Raw genomic sequence first — 12,888 nt, 5'->3', positions numbered from 1 at the left:
CTCCTGGGAGTCCCGCCGGAGCCGTGAGGCCGCGGAGCCGCCTCGCTAGCCTCGACGCATGAGCACCCTCGCACCACCTCCCCGGGCCCTCGCGAGCGGAGTCGCGGGGGGCCTGCTCCTGATGGCGGTCTTCACGATGTGGTGGGCGAGCGACACCACGGTCGGCTGGCCGGCTCCGGCGGCGACGACCGCCGTGACCGTCTGCGCGCTCGCGGCCGTGGTCTTCGCCGTGCAGGCCGTCCGCCTCCTCGTCGCCCGGCGGAGGATGGCGGTGGAGCTCACCGACGCCGACCGCGCGGCGAAGCCGAACGGCGTGCTCTTCGGGGCGGTCTTCGCCGCGGAGGGCGTGCTGATCGGTGTCGCGGTGGGAGTCCTCACCGGCACCGGGCTCGACCGCTTCCTCGTGCCTGCCATCGCCGTGATCGTGGGCCTGCACTTCTACCCGATGGCGAGGATCTTCGGCCGGACCCTCGACCTCTGGCTCGCCACCTGGACGACGCTGGTCGGAGCGATCGGAGTCGTCGTGGTCCTCGTCGACGGCTCCGCCTGGCCGCAGGTGTGGTCCTGGGTCGGCGCGGGAGCCGCAGCGGCCACGGTGACCTACGGCGTCTACATGAGCCGGATCGCCCAGCGCCTGCTCGCGAGCGTCTGAGGTCCGGGCCGCGGGGCCCTCCTCCTCGGGCGGCCACGTCTCCGCCCGGCCGGTCCGGCCTCCGTCCTCGCCGCTCTCGCCGGTGCGTCGACCCGTGCAACGTCGTGCAACCCCCCGCGACGTAGCGTCAGGACCGGGCGCCCACCCCGCGCCCACGACAACGACGTCGATGGAGGTCCACATGACGCTGTACGCCGACCAGGTCGCCGAGCAGGCACCGCAGGAGCCGGGTTCCACGGTCTACGCGAATCCAGGCACGGAGGGATCCGTCGCCTCCTTCCGCTCGCGCTACGACCACTACATCGGAGGCGAGTACGTCGCCCCCGCGAGCGGCCAGTACTTCGAGAACATCACCCCGATCACCGGGAAGCCCTTCTGCGAGATCGCCCGCGGCACCGCCGCCGACGTCGACCGCGCCGTCGAGGCGGGCTGGAAGGCGTTCGCGAGTTGGGGGAAGACCAGCCCCGCCGAGCGCTCGAACATGCTCCTGAAGATCGCCGACCGCATGGAGGCGAACCTCGAGCTGCTCGCCGTCGCCGAGACGTGGGAGAACGGCAAGCCCGTGCGCGAGACCCTCGCCGCCGACATCCCCCTCGCCATCGACCACTTCCGCTACTTCGCCGGAGCGATCCGCGCGCAGGAGGGAGGCGTCTCCGAGATCGACCACGACACGATCGCTTACCACTTCCACGAGCCGCTGGGCGTGGTCGGGCAGATCATCCCCTGGAACTTCCCGATCCTGATGGCCGTGTGGAAGCTCGCACCGGCGCTCGCCGCGGGCAACTGCGTGGTGCTGAAGCCGGCCGAGCAGACGCCGGCGTCCATCCACGTGCTGCTCGACCTGATCGGCGACCTCATCCCCGCCGGTGTGCTCAACGTCGTCAACGGATTCGGGTTCGAAGCGGGCGCCCCGCTCGCCTCCCACCCGCGCATCCGCAAGATCGCCTTCACCGGCGAGACGACCACCGGCCGCCTGATCATGCAGTACGCCAGTGAGAACCTCATCCCGGTGACGCTGGAGCTGGGCGGCAAGAGCCCCAACGTGTTCTTCGCCGACGTCGCCGCGGAACGCGACTCCTTCTACGACAAGGCGCTCGAGGGCTTCTCGTTCTTCGCCCTCAACCAGGGCGAGGTCTGCACCTGCCCGTCGCGGGCGCTCGTGCAGCGCTCCATCTACGACGACTTCGTCGGTGACGGCCTCGAGCGGGTCAAGCGGATCAAGCAGGGCAACCCGCTCGACACCGCCACGATGATCGGCGCCCAGGCCTCGAACGACCAGCTCGAGAAGATCCTCTCCTACATGGACATCGGCAAGCAGGAGGGAGCGAAGCTGCTCATCGGCGGCGACCGCGCCGACCTCGGCGGCGAGCTCAGCGGCGGCTACTACGTCAACCCGACCGTGTTCGAGGGCCGCAACTCGATGCGCATCTTCCAGGAGGAGATCTTCGGACCCGTCCTCGCCCTCACCTCCTTCGACGACTTCGACGACGCGATCGGCATCGCCAACGACACCCTCTACGGCCTCGGCGCCGGAGTGTGGAGCCGCAACGGCGCCCAGCTCTACCGCGCCGGCCGGGCCATCGAAGCCGGCCGCGTCTGGTCGAACACCTACCACCAGTACCCCGCGCACGCGGCGTTCGGCGGCTACAAGCAGTCGGGCATCGGACGCGAGAACCACAAGGTGATGCTCGACCACTACCAGCAGACGAAGAACCTCCTCGTCTCCTACGCGGAAGGACCGATGGGCTTCTTCTGAGCTGGTTCGCACGGGCTCCTCGTTCCTCGTCCCCCGTGCCGCGGTCGGCTCGCCGACGTGGCCGGGTGGGGAGGAGCGGGGAGCGTTCGCACCGAGACGGATCCGCTGGCACGCGGATCCGCCGTTCGGTGCTGGGCCCTGCGGGCGAGGCATCTGGCGACGCGCGGAAGGACGGTGCTCGGCCCTGCGGGCGAGGCACCTGGCGGCGCGTGGGAGAACGGTGCTCGGCCCTGCGGGCGAGGCACCTGGCGGCGCGTGGAAGAACGGTGCTCGGCCCTGCGGGCGAGGCACCTGGCGGCGCGCGGAAGGACGGTGCTCGGCCCTGCGGGCGAGGCACCTGGCGGCGCGCGGGAGAACGGTGCTCGGCCCTTCGGGCGAGGCATCGGACGAGGGGGCGCCCCCTCATGTTGATCGAGTAGTCCGCGCAGCGGCGTATCGAGATGCCGCCCGGAGGAGCGTCCGCCGTCAGCGGTCGGGCGCATATAGACATTCCGCACAACGAGCGAAGGAGCACCACCCATGACCTCCACGAGGGTCGACGTCACTGCGGAGGCGGCCGGCATGCTCCGCCGGATGACGGCGCTGCACGGGCCGCTCATGTTCCACCAGTCGGGCGGATGCTGCGACGGCAGCTCCCCGATGTGCTTCCCCGCCGGGATGTTCCGCACCGGCGCCTCGGACGTGCTCGTCGAATCGCTCCGGCTCGACGGCCTGGACCCGATCGACTTCTGGATGTCCCGCTCCCAGTTCGAGTACTGGAAGCACACCCACCTCACCGTCGACCTCGTCGACGGGCGGGGCAGCGGATTCAGCGTCGAAGCACCCGAGGGCAAGCGCTTCATGATCCGCAGCCGGCTGCTCACCGACGACGAGCTCGTCGAGTTCGGGCTCCTCCCCGCCGGAGCCGTCGGGCCCTGAGCCGGCTTCCCTGACCCGTTCCCCCTGACCCGTTCCCGTCGCAGATCCTCCCCGACCGGCGACATCCCGGTCCAGCGGTGTCAGCCGCCCGGAGCAGGAGCGGGCGGCGCCTTCCCCGTGCTCAGCTGCACGCCCACCACCGATCCCTTGTCCACGCGGGTGCCCGCGGCCGGACCGGTGCCCGCCACGGTGTTCATCGGCTGCGTCGAGTCGACCTGCGACGTCGCTCCGGGTGTGAGCCCTGCTGCGGTCAGCGCCTGCGCGGCGGAGTCGCTGGTCCGGCCGGACAGGTCCGGCACGGTGACCTGCGGCGCCGCGATGAGCGACTGATCGGCCTGCGGGAAGTCGGAGCCGCCGTAGCGGGAGTCGATCGCCGTCATCAACGGCTTCCAGATCCGGTGGCGTGCCGAGGGCGCCCAGCCGCTGTCGAAGTCGATCGAGTCGAGGTTCACCCTCGAGCCGTCCGCGCGTGCCGAGATGCTGCCGACCCAGACCGCGAGGGACGTCTCGGTCGAGGCGCCGATGGCCCAGGTGTCGGCGGAGTTGTCGGTGGTGCCCGTCTTGGTGATGTGCTGGATGCCGTTCTTCGGATCGTCCTCGACACCCGTGCCCTCGGCGGTCACCTTGAGCATCGTGTACTGCATCGCCGAGGCGACCCTCGACGACACCGCCCGGCTGCAGGTCGTCTCCACCGGCTCGATCTCGCGGCCGTCCGCTCCGACGATCGCCGTGATCGCGACGGGGGTGCAGGTCGTGCCGTTCGCGGCGATGCCGGAGTAGGCGGTCGCCATGGTGAGCGGTGCGATCTCGTTGGTGCCGAGGACCGCTCCCGGCGACTGCACGAGCGCGGTCCCGTCCGCGCGGTGCACTCCGAAGGCCTCGGCCTGCTTGCGGATCTCGCACTGGTCGAGCAGGTGCGACATCCCGGTGAAGCCCGTGTTCAGCGAGTAGATCGTCGAGTACAGCGCCGTCTGGGTGTCGGTGTAGCCGCCGTCGCCGGCGTTCTTGGGGTTGTAGGAGTCGTAGTCCCAGGTGCCCTCGCAGCTGTCGGCGAAGCCGGTCCAGTTCTTCTGCTTCGAGTCGAACTGCTCGAGCAGGGTGTGCCCGCGGTCGAGCCACTCGGCGAGCGTGAACACCTTATAGGCGGAGCCGGTCTGGAAGCCGTTGCCGCCGCCCGCGGACGCGTCGACGTTGAGGTTGATCGCCGAGAACTCCGGCCCGCTCGCGATCACGTCCGGGTCCTGGCTGTAGCGCTTGTTCTGCACCATCGTGAGGATGCGCCCGGTGCCGTTCTGGACGGCGACCGCCGTCGCCCCGACGTCGAAGCGCGGATCGGAGGAGGGGACCTGCTCGTCCATCAGCTCCTGCGCGGTCCTCTGCAGGTCGAGATCGATCGTCGTGTAGACCTTGATGCCGCCCTGCTTGATCGCCGCGTAGCGCTCGTCGTCGGTCGCTCCGAGCGCCGGGTCGTCTCGGAGGACGTGGGTCACGTAGTCGCAGAAGTAGGCCGCGCTGCCGGCCGTCTGGCAGCCGGTGGACGGCGGGGTGATGTCGGGGGTGATCGCCTCGGCGGCCGCGGCGTCGTGCGCGGCCTGGTCGATGCTCCCCGTCTCGAGCATCCGGTCGAGGATGTAGTCGCGCCGCTCCCGGGTCTGCGCGTAGCCGTTCGCCTCACCGTTGGCCGTGTCGTCCGGCCGGTCGAAGCGGAACTTCTCGGGGTTGTTCACGATCGCCAGGAGCGAGGCGGACTGCGCGAGGGAGAGGTCGGCCGCCGGGATGCCGTAGTAGTACTCCGCCGCGGCCTCGATGCCGTAGACGGTGCCTCCGAACAGGGCGATGTTGAGATAGCCGAGCAGGATGTCGTCCTTCGAGGACACCTTCTCGAGCCCGATCGCGAGCCGCATCTCCTTGAGCTTGCGCTCGGCCGTGGTCGCCGTCGCCTCCGCGTACGCGCGGTCGCGGTCCGCCTCGTCCGGGATCGACTCGGCCTTCTGCACCAGCACGTTCTTCACGTACTGCTGCGTGATCGACGAGCCGCCCTGGGTGTCGCCGTCGAGGAGGTAGGTGCTGGCGATGGCGCGGAGGGTGCCCTGCAGGTCGATCCCGCCGTGGTCGTAGAAGCGCGGGTCCTCGCTCGCGACGAGCGCGTCCTTCACGGAGTCGGCGATCCGGTCGGCCGGCACCTCGATCCGGTTCTGGTCGTAGAAGGAGGCCAGCAGCGTCGGATCGTCCGGGTCGCCCGCGTAGACGTCGCTCTTCTGCATCAGGCGCCCGACCTCGAGGTAGCTCGGGAGGGACTGGAACGCCGAGATGGTGCCGGAGGTCGCCGCGCCGGTGAGCGCGGCGGCCGGGGCGACCACGAGCGAGGCGAGCAGACCCGCCAGGACGCTGACGATCACGAATCCGACCAGCGCGCCGAGAGCCCCGTGGACGGTTCGACGGGGCTGGAAGACGGGGACGTTCGGTCGCTTCAGGATGGATCCTCTCGCTGCACCAGCACCCTAGGCGAGGCCTGCGACATCCCCGACGAGGCGCGCCACGGCCGCGCCGGACGCCCGTCCGCCCGGAGTCGGCGCGACGGCGCCCGCGCAGGCTCGGCGCCACGACAGCAGAGGGGGCCGACCCCCGGAGGGACCGGCCCCTTCACGGAACGGGCGACGTCTCTACTCGATCAGGTCGCCGTTCAGGTCCGAGATGTCGTTCGGATTGGCCGGAGCCTTGCCCGTGCTCACCTGGAGGGGGATCACCCCGCCGGCGACCGCCGTCTCCTCCGCGCTCGGCGTCGTCGACACGACGGAGCCCTCCGGGATCGTCGCGGAGTCGACCGACTCGTGCATCCCGACGACGAAACCGGCGGCGGTGAGGATCGCCGTGGCGCTCTCGACCGTCTCGCCCGTGACGTCGGGGACCTCGGAGTTCGCCGCCGATCGGGGCGAGTACGCGAGCATCGAGGCCGGCGGTGCCGTGAAGTCGTCGCCGCCGTACTTCTCGTCGAGCGCCGTCATGATCGGCTTCCAGATGGCGTGCCGGGCGTTCGAGGCGCGGATGGTGCCCTTCTCGCCCGTCAGGCTGATGAAGCGCAGGTTCTGCTTGGTGTTGTCGGCGAAGCCGTTGATGCTGCCGACCCAGACCGCCAGGGAGGCGGCCTTGCTGGCGCCCGCCGTCCATACGTCGGCGGCCTCGTCGGTGGTGCCCGTCTTGCCGATGTGCTCGATCCCGTCGAAGGGGTTCGAGGCGTAGGCCGTTCCGGAGGTCATCACCCGCTGCATCGCGTACTGCATCCCTCGGGCGACCTCGGGCGACACGGAGGGCGTGCACGCCGATGCCGGGGCGGCGACGGCGTTGCCCTCGCTGTCGGTGATCCGGTCGATGACGATCGCCGAGCAGGTCGTGCCGTCGTTCGCGATCCCCGCGTAGGCGTTGGCCACCGTCAGCGGCGCGATCTCGTTCGTCCCGAGGACCGAGGCCGGCCCGTTGGCGAGCTCGCGGCCGTCGGCGCGGTGCATCCCGAACGACTCGGCGGTGGTGCGGATGTCGCAGAGGTCGAGCTGCTGCGCCATTCCCATGAAGCCGGTGTTGATCGAGTTCGTGGTCGCGCCGAGCGCGCTCATCGAGCTCGCGTCCTCCGACGGGTCGTCATTGCGAGGCGAGAACTTGCCGTAGTAGCCGCCGTCGCCCTCGACGTTGCACTTCTGGGGGTAGGAGCTGAAGCCGGAGGTGGGGGAGGCGAACGACTCGTTGACGGTGTGCCCCGCCTTCAGCCACTGCGCCAGCGTGAACACCTTGTAGGTCGATCCGGTCTGCACGCCGGAGCCGCCGCCCATGCTGAGGTCGACGTTGAGGTTGATCGCGCTGTAGCCGGGGTTCGCGGCGAGGAACTGCTCGTCCTGGCTGTACTGCGTGTTCTGCACCATGGAGAGCACGCGGCCCGTCTTCGCCTCGACGGAGGCGGCCGTCGCGCCGACCTGGAAGCGCGGGTCGACGGAGGGGATGTAGGCGTTGAGCGCCGCCTGCGAGACCTGCTGGATGTCGAGGTCGAGGGTCGTCACGACGTCGAAGCCCCCCTGGCGGATGCGCTGGTAGCGCTCGTCGTCGGTCGCCCCGAAGACGGAGTCGTTGCGGAGGACGTTCAGCACGTAGTCGCAGAAGTACGCGGCGTTGCCGGCGGTGGTGCAGCCGGTCGAGGGCTCCGTGATGTTCGGGGTGATCGGCTCGGCGACGGCGGCGTCGTGCGCGGCCTGGTCGATCCGGCCGTGCTTGAGCTCCTCCGAGAGGATGTAGTCGCGGCGCTCCTTGGTGGCGGCGTAGCCGTTGGCGGCGCCGTTCGCCTCGTCGCCCGGGTTGTCGAAGCGGAACTTCGCCGGGTTGTTCACGATCGCCAGCAGCGCGGCCGCCTGCGAGGTCGAGAGCTGGCTCGCGGGGATGCCGTAGTAGTAGTTCGCCGCGGCCTCGATGCCGTAGACGGTGCCCCCGAAGAGGGCGATGTTGAGGTAGCCGAGCAGGATGTCGTCCTTCGACGCCTCCTTCTCGAGGCCGATCGCGAGGCGCATCTCCTTGAGCTTGCGCTCGGGGGTCGGGTCCGTCGCCTCCTGGTAGGCCTTGTCGCGCGCGGCCTCGTCGGTGATCGACTCCGCCTTCTGCACCAGGACGTTCTTGACGTACTGCTGCGTGATCGACGACCCGCCCTGCAGGTCGTCGCCCGTCAGCGTGACGGCGATGGCCCGGAGCGTGCCCTGGAGGTCGATGCCGCCGTGCTCGTAGAAGCGCGGGTCCTCGCCGGCGACGGCGGCGTCCTTCGCGGACTGCGCGACGTCGTCCCAGCCCACCTCGACGCGGTTCTGGTCGTAGACGGAGGCGAGGAGGGTCGTCCCGTCGCTCGCGTAGACGTTGGTGCGCTGCATCAGCTGGCCCACGTCGAGGTAGCCCGGCAGGTTCTGGAACATGCCGATCGTGTTGCTCGTCGCCAGGCCCGTCAGCGCGAGGGCCGGCGTGACGCCGACGGTGATCAGGACGCCCGCCACGGCGCTCATCCCGATGAACCCCATGACCGCCCGCAGCGACATCCCGAGCGGCCGGACGGAGCGGCGGGATGCAGTGGGAAGTGCCATGGAGCGGTCGTCCTTTCGACGCGGCGCCGGGCCGCGGAGATCTGAGGGAGGGTGGCGAGAAGCCTCGCGAGCAGTCGCGCGATCCCCCGGCTTCATGGTACGTGACGGGTGCGCCCGCGGGGCGTCCTCCTCCCGGTGGAGATGAGGAGCTGGCGGGTGATGCGCAGGAGCGGGCGCGTCCGGGGTGCTGACCTCGGGTCGATGCATCCGTATCGTGGGGGGAGCGCCGCTCCGAGGGGCGCTGCAGCACCCGTTCCACCCACCGCTCCGGGGCCCCGGGCGGCCGGCCCCGGCAGAAAGCGCACACCATGGCACGCATCCACGACGACGTGACCCAGCTCGTCGGCAGGACCCCTCTCGTCCGCATCAACCGGCTGGAGGGCGCCGACCAGGCGACGGTCCTCGCCAAGCTCGAGTTCTACAACCCTGCGAACAGCGTGAAGGACCGCATCGGCGTCGCCATCATCGACGCGGCCGAGGCCTCCGGCGAGCTGCACCCCGGCGGGACGATCGTCGAGGGCACGAGCGGCAACACCGGCATCGCGCTCGCGATGGTGGGCGCCGCCCGCGGCTACAAGGTCGTCCTCACGATGCCCGAGACGATGTCCGTCGAGCGCCGGGTCCTCCTCCGCGCCTACGGAGCCGAGATCGTGCTCACCCCCGGCAGCGAGGGCATGCGCGGAGCGGTCGAGCGCGCCCGCGCGATCGTCGACGAGACCCCCGGCGCGATCCTCGCCCGCCAGTTCGAGAACGCCGCCAACCCCGAGGTGCACCGCCGCACCACCGCGGAGGAGGTCTGGGAGGACACCGACGGCGAGGTCGACGTCTTCGTGGCCGGCATCGGAACCGGCGGCACCATCACCGGAGTCGGCCAGGTGCTCAAGGAGCGCAAGCCCGGCGTGCAGATCATCGGAGTGGAGCCGATCGACTCCCCGCTCCTCACCCAGGGCACCGCCGGTCCGCACAAGATCCAGGGCATCGGCGCCAACTTCGTCCCCGCGATCCTCGACCGCGAGGTCTACGACGAGATCATCGACGTGACGCTCGACGACTCCGTGCGGGTGGCCCGCGAGATGGCCGCGCAGGAGGGGATCCTCGGCGGCATCTCCTCCGGCTCGATCATGTGGGCCGCGCTCGAGGTCGCGAAGCGCCCCGAGAACGCGGGGAAGACCATCGTCGCCATCGTCTGCGACTTCGGAGAGCGGTACATCTCGACCGTCCTGTACGAGGACCTCCGCAGCTGAGCCCCTCGAGACGAGCCGGGACGCCCCGCTCCGGACGCGACGGTCGGCCGGAGCGCCACGTCCCGTCCGGACCGGAGCGTCCCGGGCTCCTCGCCCTGCTCCGCGAGGACGTCCGCACCGCCCGGGAGCGCGACCCCGCCGCCCGGAGCGCGGTGGAGGTCGTCCTCTCCTACCCGGGAGTGCACGCGGTCTGGGTGCACCGCGTCGCGCACGCCTGGTGGCGGCGCGGCCTCCGCCTGCCCGCCCGGCTGCTCAGCCAGGCGGCGCGCGCGGCGACCGGAGTGGAGATCCACCCCGGTGCGACCATCGGCCGGCGTCTGTTCATCGACCACGGCATGGGCGTCGTCATCGGCGAGACCGCGCGGATCGGCGACGACTGCATGCTCTTCCACTCCGTCACGCTGGGCGGGAGGTCGGCCCGGCGCGAGCGTCGGCACCCCACGCTCGGCGACCGGGTGGTCGTCGGCGCCGGCGCGGTCGTCCTGGGCCCGCTCGTGCTCGGATCCGACGTCAGCGTGGGCGCGAACGCCGTCGTGGTGAAGGACGCGCCCGACGGAGCGGTGCTCGTCGGCATCCCGGCCCGCGATCTGCGCGATCAGGGCGGGGAGGAGGACCCGCTCGCCGGGTCCGGCCGCTCCACCGGACCGGCGGGACGCGTCTAGCCGGCGACGCTCAGTCGTCGCCCCTCGGCGAGATGTCGCGCGGGGCGCTCTTGATCTGCGCGAAGGCGTCGAGTGCGTGCGCCCGCGTCTCCTTGAGGTCGACGAGGGGCGCCGGGTAGCCGTCCGCGCCTCCGGTCAGCGTGTCCTCGAGCGTCCACGGCTCGTGCACGGCGGCGCCCTCGACTCCGCCGAGCTCCGGCACGTTGTGGCGGATGTACTCGCCGGCCGGGTCGAACTTCCTCGACTGCGTGACCGGGTTGAAGACCCGGAAGAACGGCGACGCATCGGCTCCCGAGCCCGCGACCCACTGCCAGTTCGCGGCGTTGCTCGCCGGGTCCGCGTCGACCAGGGTGTCCCAGAACCACTCCTCGCCCACCCGCCAGTCGACCAGCAGGTTCTTGATCAGGAACGACGCGGTCACCATCCGGACCCGGTTGTGCATGTAGCCGGTGCTCCAGAGCTCGCGCATGCCGGCGTCCACCAGGGGGTAGCCGGTGCGCCCCTGGTGCCAGGCGTCGATCGCCTCCTGGCCGGGGCGTCCCCACGGGAAGGAGTCGAACCGGGTGTCGAAGTTCGCGGTCGCCAGATCCGGCCAGTGGAACAGCAGGTGGTAGCAGAACTCGCGCCAGAGCACCTCGGAGAGGAACCGGTCGCTGCCGTCGCCGCGGTGCAGGCCCTTCGCGTGCGCCTCCTCCAGGGCGTGCCACACCTGGAAGGGGCTGATCTCGCCCCACCTCAGGTGCGGGGAGAGGTTCGAGGTGGCGTCCTCCGCCGGCCGGTCTCGGCCGTCGGCGTAATCGTCGAGCTGCTCCGCGAGGAACGCGCGCAGCCGGTCGGCCGCCGCCTTCTCGCCGGGGACCCAGCGCTCGCGCAGCCCTCCCGCCCAGTCGGGACGCGTGGGCAGCAGCTCCCAGTCGTCGAGGGAGTCGGAGGCGATGTCTCCCGTGACGCCGTCGAGCGAGCGGGGGCGGGGGAGCGGCGCGCGCGGCGTCGGCTTGGCGCGGCAGGCGCGGGCGAAGGGCGTGTAGACGGAGTAGGGACCGCCGGCGCCGGTCTGCACGGTCCACGGCTCGAACATCAGCGAGCCCTGGTGGCTCTCGGCCTCGAGGCCGCCGTTGCGGAGCGATTCCTTCACCGCCGCGTCGACGGTGCGCTCGGCCCTCCCGTAGCGGCGATTCCAGTGCACGGCTCCCGCGCCGATCTCCTCGGCGAGCTGGAGGACGACGGCCTCGGCCGGCCCGCGGCGCAGGATCAGCGGGGCGCCGTGCTCGCGCAGGTCGGCGGCGAGGGCTGCGAGGCTGCCGTGCAGCCACCAGCGGGAGGCGCCCCCGAGCGGACGGATGCCCGCCGACTCCTCGTCGAGCACGTAGCAGACCGCGACGGGGCCGCCACGGTCGATCGCGGCGCGCAGAGCGGGGTTGTCGGCCAGGCGCAGATCGTCGCGGAGCCAGACGAGGGTGGGGGAGGTGTCACTCATGGTGACCCCCATGATCCGTGAGTCCCGCGCCGCGGCGAAGACCTGGCCGGTCGATGCGGCCCGTGCTAGCGGTGACGGATCAGGAGGAGGCGATGCCGTCGCGGAGCTTGTCGCAGAGCGCGGTCAGCTGCTTCAGCTCGTTTTCGTCGAGGACGCCGCCGACCTGCTCCGAGATGGTCCTCATGTGGGTGAGCGCGACGCGGCGGAAGAGCGCGTAGCCCTCGTCGGTGATCGCGATGATCGTGCCGCGGGCGTCCGCCGGATCCTCGCTCTTCTCGACGCAGCCGCGGGCGGCGAGCCTATCGATCAGCCTGCTGACGCTGGGCTGCGTCAGGAGGACGTGCCGGTTCAGGTCGCGCAGCCGCGCGCGCCGACCGGGCTGCCGGGTGAGGTTGAAGAGCACGTCGTACTCGTTCATCGAGATCTCCCGCGAGGGGAACTCGGTGCTCAGGGTGCGCATCACCTGGACCTGGGCGCGGAAGAGCGACTCCCAGGCGGCGACGGCCTCTCTCGACCCCACTGGTCCTCCTTCTCGGCGCTCAGGAAGCGGTTCCCTGACATCCAGACGCCGTACAGCCTACGCCGGGGTGCTGAGAGGAGGGGAGTCGGAGGAACGGGGCCGGGGGAACGACAGAAGGCCGGCCGCTGAGGCGAGCGGCCGGCCTTCATTCCCTTGCACCAAGAGTGTCCTGCAATCACTTCTCGCGCTTCCCGCCACAGCAAACGGTCGACGCACTTGAACTATATAACGACCCGGTAACGACGCAACCCTCTCTTTCCTGAATCCTCCCTGAGTCGCCCCGCCCCGCCCGCGCTCCGCACGACTCTCTCCTGACCCAGGACGCCCCGTCTGCTGCCTTCCGACGTTCGCACCGAACCGCAGCCCATCCCTGACCGTCCGCGGACACGACGAGCACCCTCTGCCCGCGTCCCCCGCCGACGCGGCCCGGCCCCGTCGTCCTGCCCCCCTCGCCCTGCTCCGCGAGGGCCGCACCATCGAGCGCGCCGAGCTCATCGCCTCGCTCTGGGGCGCCGCGGACGACGACGCGCCGAACGAGCGCACCATCGACG

The 12,888-nt window shown here is 70.9% G+C and carries 9 protein-coding genes and 1 pseudogene; 6 read left to right on the top strand and 4 right to left on the bottom strand.

Annotated elements, in window-relative coordinates; translation table 11 throughout:
- Positions 1-58 precede the first annotated feature (58 nt).
- The 3 genes from C5D04_RS11805 (at position 59) to C5D04_RS11795 (ending at position 3,326) form a co-directional block, all read left to right on the top strand.
- Positions 59-652: a hypothetical protein gene (locus tag C5D04_RS11805; protein ID WP_104233438.1), complete on the top strand. Its 594-nt coding sequence runs from the start codon at positions 59-61 to the stop codon at positions 650-652.
- A gap of 181 nt (positions 653-833) precedes the next feature.
- Positions 834-2,408, top strand: a complete 1,575-nt coding sequence (locus C5D04_RS11800) for an aldehyde dehydrogenase family protein (RefSeq protein ID WP_104233506.1) — start codon at positions 834-836, stop codon at positions 2,406-2,408.
- 519 nt (positions 2,409-2,927) lie between these two features.
- The gene (locus tag C5D04_RS11795; protein ID WP_104247017.1) at positions 2,928-3,326 is read left to right on the top strand and encodes a DUF779 domain-containing protein; all 399 of its coding nucleotides are present in this window, start codon (positions 2,928-2,930) and stop codon (positions 3,324-3,326) included.
- Between the two features lie 80 nt (positions 3,327-3,406).
- Here C5D04_RS11795 and C5D04_RS11790 read toward each other — a convergent pair whose 3' ends face one another.
- On the bottom strand, positions 3,407-5,725 hold the full coding sequence (locus C5D04_RS11790) for a transglycosylase domain-containing protein (protein WP_104287699.1): 2,319 nt from the start codon (positions 5,723-5,725) through the stop codon (positions 3,407-3,409).
- A gap of 264 nt (positions 5,726-5,989) precedes the next feature.
- Complete coding sequence (locus tag C5D04_RS11785) at positions 5,990-8,434, bottom strand: penicillin-binding protein (RefSeq protein ID WP_159939720.1); 2,445 nt, start codon at positions 8,432-8,434, stop codon at positions 5,990-5,992.
- A gap of 308 nt (positions 8,435-8,742) precedes the next feature.
- On the opposite strand from C5D04_RS11785, the gene cysK reads away from it, so the two are divergent.
- A complete protein-coding gene (gene cysK / locus C5D04_RS11780) occupies positions 8,743-9,678 on the top strand; it encodes a cysteine synthase A (protein ID WP_104237779.1) in 936 nt (311 codons plus the stop codon).
- A gap of 95 nt (positions 9,679-9,773) precedes the next feature.
- Complete coding sequence (epsC, locus tag C5D04_RS11775; protein ID WP_104347755.1) at positions 9,774-10,340, top strand: serine O-acetyltransferase EpsC; 567 nt, start codon at positions 9,774-9,776, stop codon at positions 10,338-10,340.
- Between the two features lie 10 nt (positions 10,341-10,350).
- Here epsC and C5D04_RS11770 read toward each other — a convergent pair whose 3' ends face one another.
- Positions 10,351-11,817: a deoxyribodipyrimidine photo-lyase gene (locus C5D04_RS11770; RefSeq protein ID WP_104237825.1), complete on the bottom strand. Its 1,467-nt coding sequence runs from the start codon at positions 11,815-11,817 to the stop codon at positions 10,351-10,353.
- Between the two features lie 79 nt (positions 11,818-11,896).
- Positions 11,897-12,277 (bottom strand): MarR family winged helix-turn-helix transcriptional regulator, encoded by a 381-nt coding sequence (locus C5D04_RS11765; RefSeq protein WP_104224206.1) that lies wholly within the window; start codon positions 12,275-12,277, stop codon positions 11,897-11,899.
- Between the two features lie 514 nt (positions 12,278-12,791).
- Between C5D04_RS11765 and C5D04_RS18710 the strand changes: the two are divergent.
- Positions 12,792-12,888 (top strand): annotated as a pseudogene (locus C5D04_RS18710) (winged helix family transcriptional regulator); the annotation flags it as partial.

The sequence above is a fragment of the Rathayibacter sp. AY1D2 genome (assembly GCF_002932695.1).
Classification (GTDB): Bacteria; Actinomycetota; Actinomycetes; order Actinomycetales; family Microbacteriaceae; genus Rathayibacter.
This window is presented reverse-complemented; position numbering and strand designations above follow the sequence as displayed.